The organism is Micromonospora luteifusca (assembly GCF_016907275.1).
Taxonomy (GTDB): Bacteria; Actinomycetota; Actinomycetes; order Mycobacteriales; family Micromonosporaceae; genus Micromonospora; species Micromonospora luteifusca.
The window spans coordinates 5,018,732-5,032,809 of sequence record NZ_JAFBBP010000001.1 but is presented as its reverse complement, the minus strand read 5'-3'; the positions used below and the strand labels follow the sequence as shown (position 1 = coordinate 5,032,809).

The window sequence follows — 14,078 nt, the reverse complement described above, 5'->3', positions numbered from 1 at the left end:
CATGCGGGTGGTGATCGCCGAGGACGCGGCCCTGTTCCGGGCAGGACTGGCCCGGCTGATCGAGGACCACGGCCACCAGGTGTGCGCTGCCGTGGGCGACGGCGAGGCGCTGCTTGCCGCAGTGGCCGAGCATCAGCCCGACGTCGTGGTGGCCGACATCCGGATGCCACCGACGCACACCGACGAAGGGCTGCGCGCCGCGCTCGAGATCCGCAGCCAGCATCCCCGCACCGGGGTACTGGTGCTGTCGCAGTACATCGAGACGAAGTACACGGCCCGACTGCTGGAGGGCAATGCGGCGGGCGCTGGGTACCTGCTGAAGGAACGGGTGGCCGACGTCGCGGAATTCGTCGACGCGCTGGCGCGGGTCGGCGCGGGCGGCACGGCGCTCGACCCCGAGGTCGTCGGTCAACTGTTGCGCGTCAGCCGCCGCGCCGACGGCGTGGCGGCGCTCACCGCGCGCGAACGCCACGTCCTCGCGTTGATGGCGGAAGGCCGTTCGAACGCCGGCATCGCCGGCGCGCTCGTGGTGACCGGTGGGACCGTGGAGAAGCACGTCGCGAGCATCTTCGACAAGCTGGGGCTGCCCCCGGGCGAGGCCGACAACCGCCGTGTCCTCGCGGTCCTGCGCTACCTGAGCTCGTAATCCCACACCGAGACCGAGCCCGGGTGGGGGTTAGCCCCCAGGTCAGGTTTCGGGCTTTCCGGTTGGTGCGTACATCGAAGCTCTTCGTACGGTTTGTGCACAGTCACTTTCCCGAGAGGAGCCCAGGTGTGAGTACACGTTCGGCAGTCCAGAGGACCGTGCGGTGGCGAAGGTTCGTGGCAGCCGCGACGGCTGGCGCGGTGCTGGCCGCAGCGGTCGGCGGAGGGGCCAGCTCGGCCGCGCCGGCAGTCCTGGATCACCGCTCCACGGCAACGGTGCTCCAGCATGGCCTCGACGATCTGCACGATCTCGGTGTGTCCGGAACGCAGGGCCTGGTCCGCGACGGGGGCCGGGTGACCGCGGCCGGCAGCGGCGTGGCCGACCTGGACACCGGCGCGCAGATGCCGATCGACGGGTATTTCCGGATCGGCAGCACCACGAAGACGTTCGTGTCGGTGGTGCTGCTCCAACTCGTCGGCGAGGGCCGGATCAGGCTGGACGACCCGATCGAACGCTGGCTGCCCGGTGTCGTCCAGGGCAACGGCAACGACGGCCGACACGTCACCGTACGGCAGGTCCTGCAGCACACCAGCGGCCTCTACGACTCCACCGGTGACCTCGCCGCGCTGCAGTCGGCAGACGAGTTCCTCGCGCACCGCTTCGACCACTACACCGAGGCGCAGCTGGTGGCGACCGCGATGCGGCACTCACCGCTGTTCGCCGCGGGTACACAGTGGAGCTATTCGAACACCAACTACCTGGTGGCCGGGATGCTCATCGAACGGGTCACCGGACACCGTTGGCACGCCGAGGTGCGTTCCCGGATCCTGCTGCCGCTGCACCTGACCCGGACGTTCTACCCTGGCGACCGACCGACCCTTCCTCAGCCGCACGGCGAGGGTTACCGGCAGTTCGCGCCGGGCGGGCCGCTGGTCGACACGACCGTCTTCAATCCCACCGTGACGGCCTCGGCCGGCGGCCTGGTCAGCACCCCCACCGACCTGGCCCGCTTCTGGCAGGCGGTCGCGGGCGGCCAGCTGTTGCGGCCGGAGCAGCTGGCCGAGCTGCACCAGACCGTGCTGGCCGACGGGTTCCAGGGCATCCGACCGGGCATCCGCTACGGGCTGGGCATCATGTGGATTCCCAACCGGTGCGGCGGCGCCTGGGCGCACGTCGGCTCCATGCCCGGGATGAGCACCCTCGCCGCGGTCAGCCCGGACGGGCACCGCTCGACGGTCCTGTACCTGGCCACCGAACTGGCCGACCCGGACCGGGCAATGACGCTCATAGAGCGGCAGATGACACTGCTCGACGACCTGATCTGCGGCTGACGGTCAGCGGGCAAGAAACGGGAGTTCGACCTGCACCGGTCGGCGGCGAGGACCTTCGCGGCGTCGTCGACCGGGGTGGGTGCCCCGCCCCCGGCGGAGCGAGTTCCGCCGCGACCGGGGCGACAACGTGGTGTTTGTCGAGGAGCCGGCAGTGAAGTCCCGCCGTGGGGCAGGTGGTGGGCGTCCATCGGCGTACGGCAGGACGCCGACTGCGGAGCCGGCGGTCACGTGCGGGGTCGACTGGTGATGCCGTCCAGGACGATGGCCAGGTTGTAATCGAAGGTCTCCTCGGCCTTGAGGTGGGCGCCGTCGATGACGAGCCGGGCGATGGTGGGGTACCTGCCGGTTTTCAACATGCGCATGAGGTAGGGACCGCGGCTGGCTTGGAAAGCGGCTTCATCGGTGCCGGTGGAACGGGCGGTGCGCCGCTCGGTGACCTCTCTGCGGACCGCTCCGATGATGGAGGCGTTGAGGGCGCTCAGGGCCCGCTGGAGATCGTCGATGCCGTGCACGCCGGGAGCCTGGTTCAAGGCGGCCGCGGTCGCCTCGCCCACGGCGAGCGCGTGGGGTCCCAGGTGCGGCCTTCCGCCGAGCAGGTCGGAGAACCACTCATGCTCAAGGGCGGCATCGCGGGTCGCGTGGGCGATGGCCAGCACCGTGGCTCGCCATTCGTCGTGCTGGCCGACGTCGGCGATCCGGGCATAGACCACGTCGACCATCAGGTCGAGCAGCTCGGATTTGTTGGTCACGTAGTCGTAGAGCCGCATCGGACCGACACCGAGGTCTTTGGCGATCTTGCGAAGTGACAGACCGTCGAGGCCGTGCGCGTCGGCAAGCCGGATCGCCGTGTCGGCGATCTTCTCGCGGCTCAACGGCACCGGCGCCGCCCGCGGTTGAGGTTCGGGGCGTTCCCAGACAGGCAACGGTTCGCTACCGTACGGTGTATCCACCAATACAGTGTACGGTAGCCGGGTGAGAATGCGAATTGCGATCGCTGGTGGCGGCCTTGGCGGCCTGACGCTGGCACGGGTCCTCCACCGGCACGGCATCGACGCGGTGGTCTACGAGCGCGAGGCGAGCCGATCCGCGCGGCAGCAGGGCGGCTCGCTCGACCTGCACCCGGAGTCGGGGCAGCAGGCCCTGGCCGAGGCGGGCCTCGCCGACCGGTTCCGGTCGGAGGCGCGGCCCGAGGGCGAGGAACATCGCATCGTCGACCCGACCGGACGAACCCTGGTCCACCATGAGCCGCAACCGGGCTCATTCTCCGGACGGCCCGAGATCGACCGGGGCGTACTGCGTGATCTTCTGCTCGATTCCCTCCCCGGCGACATGGTTGTCTGGCAGCGCCGGCTTGTCGCGGCGACCCGGCGACCCGACGGGGGCTGGGACCTGACGTTCCATGGCGGCCACCGAGCCAGCTGCGACATCCTCGTCGGCGCGGACGGCGCACGCTCAGTCGTCCGGTCGCTGCTCACCGACGTCGAGCTGTCCTATGTGGCCACTCTCGTGGAACTGAGCATCGAAGACGTCGACCGACGTCACCCCGATCTCGCCGAGCTGGTCGGCGCTGGAAACCTGTGGTGCGTCGGTGTGAACCAGATCCTGGCAGCGCAGCGCCTCGGCGACGGCAGCGTACGTGTGGGGATCTCGCTGCGCGCGGCCGATCGTCCCATCGACGCCTACCGCAGTAAGCGCGCCCTGCTGGACATGTTCGGTGACTGGGCCCCCCGCCTCACCGCACTCATCGAAGCCGGCGACAGCGCGCCGACGCCGCGTCTGATCGAAACGATGCCCATCGGTACGCGCTGGACCAGCCGGCCCGGCGTCACCCTGATCGGCGACGCCGCGCACCTCATGCCGCCGGTCGGCGAGGGCGCCAACCAGGCCATGCTCGACGGCGCCGAACTCGCCAGCCGACTCGCCGCCAATCCCGCCGACCCGGACGCGGCAATCCGGGCGTACGAGGAGGGGATGTTCAGCAGGATCCACCCGGTCGCCGCGATGTCCGCACGAGTCCAGGCGATGATGCTGTCTCCGACCGCCGCGGAAGACATCGTCCGCTTCTTCACGGCCCAGCCCGCCGAACCATCGTTCGCAGACTGACAACGCCTGCTGCGACCGAACCCGCAGAACCGGCTCTCGCGGGGTTTCGCCGGCTGTCGCTTCCGGGTAGCGGATGGCTCATGAACCGCGATCTCGTGAAGGGTCTGCAGGTTGCGTGGGGGCTGCCGGAGTTCCGTACCGGGGTACGACACCTCATCGATCTGGAAGAGGTCGCGGTGCTGCTGGCCACGCTGTCCGTCCCAGATCATGACCGCGAGGTTGAGCGAAGCCTGTTGAGCCTGCTGCGTTCCGGCCTGGACACCATCGAGATTCGGGAAGCCGTACTGCTGCTGCTGGAACAGGACGAGGTGCGCAGGCCGCTCGTCGCGGCGGCGGTGGAGCCGCTTGCGGGCCGGCCGGGTCAGGTTGCCGCCATCACTTCGGCGGCCGAGGATCCTGCGGTACGGCGTGAGATCCGGGCGGTGCTGGACAGCGCCAAGGTGCGCGAGCTGGTCTGGCAGGCGGTCGACAACCAGGTGAGCGACAACCGGCTCGGCCTGATTCGCCGGGCGGCGGTGCTGTTCGTGCGGCACCCGAGCGTCCGGCGTCTCGCGTGGGCCCTGCGCCGGCACGGCGTGTTGCGCGAACTACGCCGCAAGCAGTGATCGAGGTCGGGCCCTCGATTACGGTGGCGATGAATGGGGGTGGGCCATGGCGCCCGAGGTGTCGCCGCGAAGGGCCAGAGCCGTGCTCGTCGCGCTCTCCTTCGCCGCGTTCGCGTTCATCACGACCGAGTTGCTGCCCGTCGGGCTGCTGACCCACATCGCACCCGATCTCGACCGGTCCCGCTCGCAGGTGGGTCTGCTGGTCAGCGGGTACGCCGTCGTGGTCGTGGTGGCGTCGGTGCCGCTGGCCCGGCTCACCCAGCGGATTCCCCGGCGTCACCTGCTCGGCGTCACGATGGTCCTGTTCGCCGCCGCGAACGCCATCGCCGCGCTGGCGCCGACGTACGCCGTGCTGGCCGGCTCCCGCCTCGTGACCGCCCTCGCCCAGGCGCTGTTCTGGTCCATCGCCACGGCGACCGTGATCGGGCCCTTTCCGGTCGCGGTGCGCGGCCGGGTGGTGGCGCTGTTCGCGACCGGGGCGACGCTCTCCCCGGTGCTCGGTGTACCCCTCGGCACCTGGCTCGGACAGGAAGCCGGTTGGCGCGCGGCGTTCGCGGTGCTGGCCGGGGTCGGTCTGGCGATCGCCGCGGCGGTGCTCGTCCTCCTTCCCTCCTATCCCCCGGCAGCCGGCGGCGGCGCCCGGGGCACCACACCGGACGGGCGGCGCTTCACCGTGCTACTGATCGCGACCGCCCTCGGCATCGGCGGCTTCATGACCCTGCAGACCTACGTCACACCGTTCCTGCTCGACGTCAGCGGCTTCGCCGACGCGGTCCTCGCGCCGCTGCTGTTCGTCGCCGGCGCCGCTGGCGTCGTCGGCACCCTGGCCGCGGCCCGGACCCTGGACACCCGGCCGATCGCCTCCCTGCTGACGCCGCTGAGCATCGGCACCGCAGCACTGTTCGGCATGTACGCGCTCGGTGCGCTCCAGCCCGGCGCGGTCGCACTCATCGCCGGGATCGGCCTCGCTTACGCCGCGTTCGGCTCCGCCGTGCAGAACCGGATGGTGCAACTGGCACCGGGCAGCACCGACATGGCGTCGGCCGGCGTCAGCACCGCCTTCAACGCTGGCATTGCCGGCGGGTCCCTGCTCGGCGGCGCCCTCCTGCCCACCTCGGGGGCACGCCCGCTGGCACTCGTCGGCGGGCTGCTGACCCTGGCCGCCCTCGTGCTGCTCGCCGTGGACGCGTGGCGGGGCCCCACCGCCGGGTCAGCGTCGACCGTTCACCGTCCCCCCGCCGACACCGCGGCCAGGCGGCAGGTCGCACCCGCCCGGGCGGCATCGCCATCTCACGATCGGCAGAGTGCGTTCGAGGGGTGGCCGGCGCGAACGGCTGGCGCATAGGGTCGACTCGACCGGTGGCCCTCGCGAGATGAGGACGGGCAGGACATGGACCGAGGCACCCGCGACGAGTTGCTCGACCACCTGGCGGAGGCGGTCGGGTCCGTCACAGCCACCCACCCGACGCGGGTTGCCATCGACGGACCGCCCGCCGCAGGCAAGACCACGCTCGCCGACGAACTGGCCGTCGTTCTGCGCACCCAGGGCCGCGACGTCATCCGCGCGACGATCGACGACTTCCTCTTTCCTCGGGCACAGCGCTATCCGCGCGGCATGTACTCGGCCGAAAGCTGCTACTTCGACGCCCACGACCGCAATGCGCTGAACCGGGTTCTGCTCGACCCACTCGGCCCGGGCGGAGATCTGCGCTTCCAGCACGCGGTCTACGACCACACAACCGATACCGCGTTGTCCCCGCCGGTCAGGACCGCCACCGCCAGCACCGTGCTGCTCTTCGACGGCGTCTTCCTCATGCGCCCCGAACTGATTGATCGGTGGGACCTGCGCATCTTCGTGTCGACCGCGCTCGAGAAGACCATGGATCGTGCCGTCATCCGAGAGCGCCGGGTGTCATCTCAGGTCGAAGTCGAACGGCGCTGGCGCGAGCGTTACATCCCCTCCCAACAGCTCTACTTCTCGACCGTCCGCCCGACCGAACACGTCGACTTCGTCGTGCACAACGACGAGCCGCAGGAGCCGGCCTGGGAGACCCACACACACTGACCGCAACCTGTTGTTGCTAGAGCCGTGCGGGTCGCCAGCGCGGTCCCGCGATCTTCGGCGGTTGGGTAAGCGTGGGGATGATGGCCTGCCAGGTGGCGCGCCAGGCGCTGGGCGGAAGCGCCAAGGTGGCGCATACTTCGCCCGCCAACTCCTCGGGGCCACGGCCACGCCACGGGGTTGTGACGAAGACCTGATAATCATCGTCGATCTGAAGGGCGACCTGGAACAGCTTGTGATTGCGATAGTCGTTGGCGGCCCAACTAAGTCGGAGGCCGTAGGTGAGCAGCCGTTCGCGGTCCAGGTCTGTCAGGACACGTCGTCCGGCTTGCCGCTCGGGCGTCTCCCACGAATGATCTGCGGCCACCCGTGCGACTTCCACGTCGTACTCGTCGGCCGCGAAGGACACGCCCCGCATCATGGGCACCTCGAGCGACCAGTCCCAGTGCACCAGATCGCCGTCACGCATGATGGTGACGTCTGTGGATCCGCAGCCGTACACACCGCACTCACAGCGGGCGATCGGGACGGTGCGTGGTTGGGAGGTGGCCACCAGACGATTGGTGGGAACAAGGACGGCATACGGGTCCATCCCGAGACCCGCCGCGGCAGAGGTCATCTCCGTACCGTTGACGTAGACCCGCAGTTGGAATCCGCCGCCCGCATCGCCAGACGCCGGCACCACTTCGAAACGCAGAGAGTCGACTCCTGAGCGGCGGGCGACGCCTCCGCCTGCCGCAAGGGCGAGGCCTGGAGGGACAGTGCCCGGGTAGGGGATCTTCAGTTCCTGGAGCGACTTGACCAGGAGTTCGCGGATGTCCCAGGACGAGTCACCCACCGAAGCGCCGGCGAGTTCACACAGAGCCGGCGAGTCCAAACCGTCGACCAGCGCCTGGCAGGCGGCATCGATAACGTCCGTCAAGCCATACCCGGTGTCAGTGTCCCACCGCGCCGCGGCGTCGTAGAGGCGCTGCTCCGCCAACCCACTGCCCTGCTCAGTCACACCGGTCATCATCCGCAGCCTTTGCGAGGACCGCACCTCCGTTTCGCGTCTGCCGCCCTCGGATCGTGCGTGCATTAGCCTGGGCGTGGTGGCAGCAGAGGCAGCGGGAGCCTTTCGTCGGACAGCGATCGAGCGATCAGATCAGCGCATCGCGTGGGAGCGGGCAGACCAGGCCTTCTTCGCTGCCGGTGCGTGTCACATCCTCGCCTGGGCCTGTCGAAATGTGTACTTGGAACGATCGATCGAGGTGACGGCGGTGCGCCCGGGGGGCGAGCTACCGGTCTTCCACGTCTACGCGGTCTGGGATGGTTGGGCGTTCGACCATTCAGGCTGGAATCCGGAACCGCAGTTGCTGGCCGTCAACGCGGACTTCGAGGGGCTCCCGTTGCAGCGCGTCAGGATCACGGTCGATCTCGCCGAGTTCTGTGCGGAGCACTGCCACCGCATGCCACACCAGTATTGGCGTGATCCGCTCCCACGTGCCCGCGAGTACGTGCGCCGATACGACCCGCCTTGGGCATAGCACCCGGCAGTGGTGACTGGTTGCCGGCGTTTCACGCTGCCTTGTGCGCCGAGCCCGACGAGCGGTACTTCCGCCAACGGCGGAATCCCGCCGAGGCGATACCCGCGCCGATCGCGCCCAGTATTGCCGCGTTGAAGGGCCCAGGCTGCTCGGCAAATCCCATGGCGACCATCAGTCCAACTCCTGCCGTCAGCACGCCGACAACCAGCAAGGCGACGCAGAGAAGTAGGCGGGCACGCATCCCATCAGTAGAGCAGACCGCCAGGAGAACCAGCATCGTGCTCTAGTCTCGGCGCTGCTGCGGATGGGGGCGGCAATGGCTGACGACACGGGGGGCGACAAGCCCCGCAGACGCCGGATCGCATGGTCGGTCGTGGCGGCTGCGGTGGTGGTGGTCGGGGTGGTCGTGTCCTTAGGCGTCCGTCACGGGTACCAGGATTCCGGTCCGTTCCACGTCGGCACCTGCTTCCAGGTGGGTGACGACACGAGCGTCGTCGCGACTGGCGGACTCCGCGAGGTGGGCGGTCGGGCGGCGGTGGTCGACTGCGAAACTGTCCACGATGCTGAGATCACCCGGGCCACGCGCGATGTGTCGGACTGTGCCGCCGACGGTGCATGGCTGAAGAGTCGCGGCCAGATTTACTGCGTCACTCTTGACAGAATCTGACGTTGTGAACGCCTCGGCTGTTCGGGTGACGGTCTGCTGGACTTCCGCCCCTGCTTCCCGGAGAGCGGACGGACGGATGAGGCTGCTCGCGCCTACCGCAAGCAGACTGGCACGAGCCTGGTCGAAGCGAAGCAGGCGGTGGACCGAGATGCCACTTCGCCGCGTGCCCGGACTACCGAGCCGAACGCGGTGCGAGTCGCGCGATCAGCGGCAGGTGCGGACGACTACTCAGGATCTTCGTGATCGGTCGATCTGGTCCAGGAGCTTGTCCGCACTGGGCGTGCTTGAGGAGGCGGAGCGCAGTCGGTGCGACGCTGTCGTGCTGTCGGAGCGATGACGACCGGCGTCCCGGAAATTCCTCCAAAGAAGTCCGGAAGAAGGTGTCGGATCGGGGCGGTGGTGTTCGTAGCAGCGGTGAGGCCACCCACAAGAGGCGGCGCCAAGGCAAAGAAACCGCGATCATGAAACTGACGACCATGACCCAGGTCACCCTCGATGGAGTGATGCAGGGAAACGGCGCCGCGTCGGATGACCGCAGGAACGGATTCGAGCGCGGCGGTTGGGCCCGGGGAGCGGGTGACGACGAGACCAGGACGTTCATCACGCAGACCTACCAGCGCGCCGACGCGTTCCTGTTCGGCCGGCGGACCTTCGAGTTGTTCGCCGGCTCCTGGGGATCAATTGACCAGATGCGCGCACATCCCATCGGCGTGGCCTTGGTCGAGGCCCCCAAGTACGTTGCCTCGACCACGCTCACCGCGCCGCGTTGGGAGGAAACGACCGTTCTCGGCGGCGATCTCGCGGCGGCCGTCCGTGAGCTGAAGGCCAAGCCCGGGGGTGAGCTGCAGGTGCACGGCAGTGGCTCCCTGACCCGGTGGCTGCTGGAGAACGATCTGGTCGACGAGATGACTCTGATCGTGATCCCGGTGATCCTCGGCCAGGGCGCGAGACTGTTCCCGGAGACCGGTCCGGATCTGGCGTTCAACCTGGTCGAATCGCGGGTCGACTCGAAGGGCGTAACGACCCAGGTCTTCCGGCCCGCCGGGCGCCCGCGGTATGCAACGGCCTGAAGTCCCTGACCACCGAACCACGCCTTCTTGCCAACAGGAGATGATCTTCAGATGCAGTACCTGGTTTCCGTGATCGATGACGAGAGCAGTCCCGGCAGCACGGACAGGCGGCCTGCCATCAGCGCGTTCAACGAACGACTGATCGCCGAGGGCTACTGGGTCTTCGCGGGCGGACTCGCGGGCACCGACGCGGCCACGGTCATCGACAACCGGGGCGAGCAGACGGTGTTCAGCGACGGGCCTTTCGTGGAGTCGAAGGAGTACCTCGCCGGCGTCTGGGTGTGGGAGGTCCCCGATCTCGATGTGGCGCTCAAGCTCGCCGCCGAGGCGTCGAAGGTCTGCGATCGGAAGATCGAGGTGCGGCCGTTCCAATGAGCGACGTCAAGGAGGCAGTCACCCGGGCCCACCAGGACGAGTGGGCCCGTGTGGTCGCCTCGCTGACCCGGCGTTTCGGTGACCTCGACATCGCCGAGGAGGCAGCCGCAGAGGCGTTCGCGACCGCCGTGGAGCGGTGGCCGGTCGACGGCGTACCTCCCAACCCCGGCGCCTGGCTGACCACCACCGCCGTTCGCAAGGCCATCGACCGGATCCGGCGCGAGAACAAGCGCGACGACAAGCACAAGGAGGCTCAGATGGTGTACGACAACACCCCACCCGAGCCTCTCGGCGTCATCGACGACGACCGGCTACGGCTGATCTTCACCTGCTGTCACCCGGCGCTGGCGATGGAAGCCCGCGTGGCGCTGACGCTGCGCATGCTCGGCGGGCTGACCATGCCCGAGATCGCCCGCGCCTTCCTGGTGCGGGAGACCACCTTGGAGCAGCGGATAACCCGGGCGAAAGCCAAGATCAAGGCGGCACGGATCCCCTACCGTGTGCCGGCCGCCGAGGATCTCCCGGCACGCGTCTCCGGCGTACTCGCAGTGCTGTATCTGGTCTTCAACGAGGGCTACCTGGCGACCGGCCCCGACACCGATCCCGTACGTCACGACCTGACCACCGAGGCGATCCGGCTCACCCGCCTGATCCGTGCTCTGCTGCCGGACGACGGTGAGGTAACCGGGCTGCTGGCGCTGATGCTGCTCACCGAAGCTCGCCGCACCGCTCGGGTTTCGGTCAGCGGCGAACTGGTCACCCTCGACGAGCAGGACCGTGGGGCTTGGGACAAGGCGCTGATCGCCGAGGGTCACCAGCTCGTGCGCGAGCGCCTCGTCGCTGCCGCCGCCGGGGTGGCTCCGGGCCGCTACCAGATCCTCGCCGCGATCAACGCCGTGCACACCTCCGCCCGCGACATTCGCGACACCGACTGGTCGCAGGTCGTCGCCCTCTACGACCAACTCGTCCACCTCGACTCCTCGCCGATCGTCGCCCTCAACCGGGCCATCGCGGTCGCCGAGCTCGACGGACCAGAGGTGGCGCTCGCGGCGGTCGACCGTCTTGAGGACGAGCTGGCCGGCTATCACGCCTACCACGCGACCCGCGCCGACCTGCTGCGCCGGCTGGGCCAAAGTCAGCAGTCGCGCGCGGCCTACGACAAAGCCATCGAGCTGGCCGGCAACACCGCCCAGACCGCCAACCTGACCCGCCGCCGCGACCAACTGCGGTAACGCCCACGAATCCCGATCGAAGCCCCGCGCGCAGCGGCGGCGGCCGGCCCTGACGCAATCGCGACTTCGCTCTGCTCTCACCCCTCGCCTCGCAAGCGGTGTACACATCTGCTGGTCTAGGGTCCCTTTAATGGTCATGAGTGCGCAGGACGTTGTGGGCGTGATCGAGTCAGACCCGGGAGCAATGAGGATCCTTCGGGCTGCGGCCAACCTTGGATTACCGGACTGGTGGATCGGTGCCGGCTTCGTACGCAACCGCGTCTGGGACGCGATCAGCGGCCTCCCGGTCTCGCCGGAGCGCGACGTGGATGTCGCCTACTTCGACCCGGAAAAGCTGGACCCGCGGGAGGACGCCCGCGCCGAGGCCCAAGCCACGGTGGCCCTGCCCGAGGTGCCGTGGGAGATTCGTAATCAAGCACGGATGCATCTGCGCAATGGCGATGAGTCCTACACATCCACCCTGGACGCGATATCGCGCTGGCCCGAAACGGCGACGTGCGTCGCGGTGACTCTGCACGACGACTCTGTTCGCCTGGTGTCCTGCCACGGTTTGACTGACCTTGTGGGAATGGTCGTCCGCCCATCTCCAGCCATGAACAACGCAGCGGGCCGTGCGACAGTACAGCGCCGCGTGGAGGTCAAGGGATGGCTCCACCGATGGGCCGGACTACGGCTGGAGATCTAGCTGTACCGACGACGGACGTTGGTGACGAGGAGATTCTGATATTGGTGAGGGCCTTACATCATCTGTCCAAACCCACCACGCCGGCCCGGCATACTGCCACGTTGGCAGTCACCCGTCCTACGGCGCTGATTGGGCGCACCCCGCAGAGTCCGAGCTATGACGGAAAGACGGCGCCGTTCGTCGTAAGACGCGGTGGTGGTTCCAGCCTCATACCCAACGCGAGGCATACCGCGTGGGCAGCCGCGAACTTCACATCACCGTCGGCGGTGTCCACGGGCGAATCTACAATCTTCGTCACCGTGACCTTGTAGCCACCGGGTCCCCCCAAGCGGGCGAGCGCATACCGCACGCCCTCAACCGCCTCAGCCACCAACCGATCGTTGACCGGTCGATCGATCACCGCTCGCGGCCCATAGGAATCTCGCAACCAGGCAAAGGCATCCGGGGAGACGTCTACCTCGTCACGGTCTGCTGCTTCAACCGCGACAGCCACATCCGCTGCATGCCCAATTCGGCCAATCATCTGCCACAGGCGAAACTCTCCATGCACTGCCAGAGAATACCGGCACCGGTTCGTCGTCCCGAAGGAACGACCAGCCCGCGACGAGCTGCGCCGACACCAAGGCTGACAGTCGGAGTGGTCCACTGACGTCCGCCGACGCACGGCGTTGCCCGCGTCCGTTGTCACCCATTAGTTGCCCAGCGGGGTGCAGACGTTGAAGTGAAACCTAGAGCCGCCGGCAACGCCCGGAACGAAACCGACATCGCACTACCACCTGCTATGGCACACCGATCGGGCCATGCAACTTCCAACGCTGCTGGCAGGCCAGGTGCGAGAAGAGGAAGGTCACGGCAGCGGTCCCCCGGACGTAGTTCAGCTCTTGCGGTTCGGGTCGGTGAGAGCGTCCCAGTCGTCGGCGCTCATGGGGAACGGCCCCCAGTGCGGCAGGTAGAACGGTCGCCGCGGTGGATCGGCCACCGTGAACGGCTTGAACTCCGGATCCGCGATCACCCGGTAGACGAACTCGGCAGTCGAAATATTGAGCTGATGCCACGGGTCGGCTTCCCGCCGCGCGACCACCTGCCACCGGTCGGGCTCCACTGAGCGGTCCGCTAGCCAGTAGTACTCCCCTTCGGTCTGATCGCTGCCCCACTGGATCAGCCCCGACCCCTTGTCAGGCTCGTACATCTCGTAGGGGGCCCACAGCCGCGCGGACTCATGCCCGGCTGCCCACTGCCGAAGAGAGGCCCACGTCCGAAGCAGCGGCTGCGCGTGGTCGTCCGTCGGCCGCAGAAGGTCCAGGTACGCGTAGAACGCCCCCGGCACAAACCGTCGACACAGCTCCTTGAAGTCCGAAGGCAGCACCACGCCCAGCGCTGATTCCACCTGCTCCCAGCCAGCACCGTCCGCGGGCTCCTGGTGCCATCCGGTCACGTCGATGATCCGGTCGATCCACGTCAGCTGATCATTCACGGCCGGCAAAGTAACAGCACAGGGGGACATCACCTCGCCTGCTCATCATCGCCCGCTAACCGTTGCTGCGTTTCCCTGCTGTACGACAGCAGAAAGGCCACCGCCCGAACCCGGGAAAGCGGCCTCCGACTTGTGGAACTGAGAGTGGGCGATGCTGGTATCGAACCGGCGACCTATTCGTTGTGAGCTCTCGGCAAGCCGGCCGGATCGGGCTTGATGCGAGGTCAGACGGTCTGGTGACTGGTAGAGCCCTTCTCGGCCCGGTTCGGCTGGCCCGGCTGCCGTACTTCGCTGCTGTACTG

General features: G+C 68.1%; 17 protein-coding genes. 12 read left to right on the top strand and 5 right to left on the bottom strand.

Annotation, left to right across the window (positions count from 1 at the left end; translation table 11 throughout):
- Position 1 precedes the first annotated feature (1 nt).
- The gene (locus JOD64_RS23045; protein ID WP_204946197.1) at positions 2-646 is read left to right on the top strand and encodes a response regulator transcription factor; all 645 of its coding nucleotides are present in this window, start codon (positions 2-4) and stop codon (positions 644-646) included.
- Positions 647-822: 176 nt separating this feature from the next.
- The gene (locus JOD64_RS23040) at positions 823-1,977 is read left to right on the top strand and encodes a serine hydrolase domain-containing protein (RefSeq protein ID WP_307813573.1); all 1,155 of its coding nucleotides are present in this window, start codon (positions 823-825) and stop codon (positions 1,975-1,977) included.
- A gap of 224 nt (positions 1,978-2,201) precedes the next feature.
- Here JOD64_RS23040 and JOD64_RS23035 read toward each other — a convergent pair whose 3' ends face one another.
- Positions 2,202-2,927 (bottom strand): TetR/AcrR family transcriptional regulator, encoded by a 726-nt coding sequence (locus JOD64_RS23035; RefSeq protein ID WP_307813572.1) that lies wholly within the window; start codon positions 2,925-2,927, stop codon positions 2,202-2,204.
- A gap of 28 nt (positions 2,928-2,955) precedes the next feature.
- Between JOD64_RS23035 and JOD64_RS23030 the strand changes: the two genes are divergently transcribed.
- From JOD64_RS23030 to JOD64_RS23015, 4 genes are all read left to right on the top strand, one after another.
- Positions 2,956-4,080, top strand: coding sequence for an FAD-dependent oxidoreductase (locus tag JOD64_RS23030; protein WP_204946195.1), 1,125 nt, complete (start codon positions 2,956-2,958; stop codon positions 4,078-4,080).
- An 80-nt stretch (positions 4,081-4,160) separates the two neighbouring features.
- Positions 4,161-4,685 carry a hypothetical protein gene (locus JOD64_RS23025; protein ID WP_204944105.1) on the top strand — a complete coding sequence of 175 codons (525 nt, stop codon included), beginning with the start codon at positions 4,161-4,163 and terminating at the stop codon, positions 4,683-4,685.
- A gap of 46 nt (positions 4,686-4,731) precedes the next feature.
- Complete coding sequence (locus JOD64_RS23020; RefSeq protein WP_204944104.1) at positions 4,732-6,030, top strand: MFS transporter; 1,299 nt, start codon at positions 4,732-4,734, stop codon at positions 6,028-6,030.
- Positions 6,031-6,075: 45 nt separating this feature from the next.
- Positions 6,076-6,750 (top strand): cytidylate kinase family protein, encoded by a 675-nt coding sequence (locus JOD64_RS23015; RefSeq protein ID WP_204944103.1) that lies wholly within the window; start codon positions 6,076-6,078, stop codon positions 6,748-6,750.
- A 16-nt stretch (positions 6,751-6,766) separates the two neighbouring features.
- On the opposite strand, the gene JOD64_RS23010 is transcribed toward JOD64_RS23015, so the two are convergent.
- Complete coding sequence (locus JOD64_RS23010; protein WP_307813570.1) at positions 6,767-7,750, bottom strand: hypothetical protein; 984 nt, start codon at positions 7,748-7,750, stop codon at positions 6,767-6,769.
- An 88-nt stretch (positions 7,751-7,838) separates the two neighbouring features.
- On the opposite strand from JOD64_RS23010, the gene JOD64_RS23005 reads away from it, so the two are divergent.
- Positions 7,839-8,273: a hypothetical protein gene (locus JOD64_RS23005; protein ID WP_204944101.1), complete on the top strand. Its 435-nt coding sequence runs from the start codon at positions 7,839-7,841 to the stop codon at positions 8,271-8,273.
- 31 nt (positions 8,274-8,304) lie between these two features.
- Here JOD64_RS23005 and JOD64_RS23000 read toward each other — a convergent pair whose 3' ends face one another.
- Positions 8,305-8,550 (bottom strand): hypothetical protein, encoded by a 246-nt coding sequence (locus tag JOD64_RS23000; protein WP_204944100.1) that lies wholly within the window; start codon positions 8,548-8,550, stop codon positions 8,305-8,307.
- 39 nt (positions 8,551-8,589) lie between these two features.
- Here JOD64_RS23000 and JOD64_RS22995 point away from each other — a divergent pair, with 39 nt between their 5' ends.
- From JOD64_RS22995 to JOD64_RS22975, 5 genes are all read left to right on the top strand, one after another.
- Positions 8,590-8,940, top strand: a complete 351-nt coding sequence (locus JOD64_RS22995) for a hypothetical protein (protein WP_204944099.1) — start codon at positions 8,590-8,592, stop codon at positions 8,938-8,940.
- 461 nt (positions 8,941-9,401) lie between these two features.
- The gene (locus JOD64_RS22990) at positions 9,402-10,010 is read left to right on the top strand and encodes a dihydrofolate reductase family protein (RefSeq protein WP_204944098.1); all 609 of its coding nucleotides are present in this window, start codon (positions 9,402-9,404) and stop codon (positions 10,008-10,010) included.
- Positions 10,011-10,061: 51 nt separating this feature from the next.
- A complete protein-coding gene (locus JOD64_RS22985; protein ID WP_204944097.1) occupies positions 10,062-10,385 on the top strand; it encodes a YciI family protein in 324 nt (107 codons plus the stop codon).
- Positions 10,382-11,617 carry an RNA polymerase sigma factor gene (locus JOD64_RS22980; RefSeq protein WP_204944096.1) on the top strand — a complete coding sequence of 412 codons (1,236 nt, stop codon included), beginning with the start codon at positions 10,382-10,384 and terminating at the stop codon, positions 11,615-11,617. The genes JOD64_RS22985 and JOD64_RS22980 overlap by 4 nt, the downstream gene beginning before the upstream one ends.
- Before the next feature lie 130 nt (positions 11,618-11,747).
- Positions 11,748-12,302, top strand: a complete 555-nt coding sequence (locus JOD64_RS22975; protein ID WP_204944095.1) for a nucleotidyltransferase family protein — start codon at positions 11,748-11,750, stop codon at positions 12,300-12,302.
- A gap of 154 nt (positions 12,303-12,456) precedes the next feature.
- On the opposite strand, the gene JOD64_RS22970 is transcribed toward JOD64_RS22975, so the two are convergent.
- Together JOD64_RS22970 and JOD64_RS22965 are read right to left on the bottom strand one after the other, a co-directional pair.
- On the bottom strand, positions 12,457-12,852 hold the full coding sequence (locus tag JOD64_RS22970) for a hypothetical protein (RefSeq protein ID WP_204944094.1): 396 nt from the start codon (positions 12,850-12,852) through the stop codon (positions 12,457-12,459).
- A 324-nt stretch (positions 12,853-13,176) separates the two neighbouring features.
- The gene (locus tag JOD64_RS22965; RefSeq protein ID WP_204944093.1) at positions 13,177-13,776 is read right to left on the bottom strand and encodes a hypothetical protein; all 600 of its coding nucleotides are present in this window, start codon (positions 13,774-13,776) and stop codon (positions 13,177-13,179) included.
- Positions 13,777-14,078: the final 302 nt, after the last annotated feature.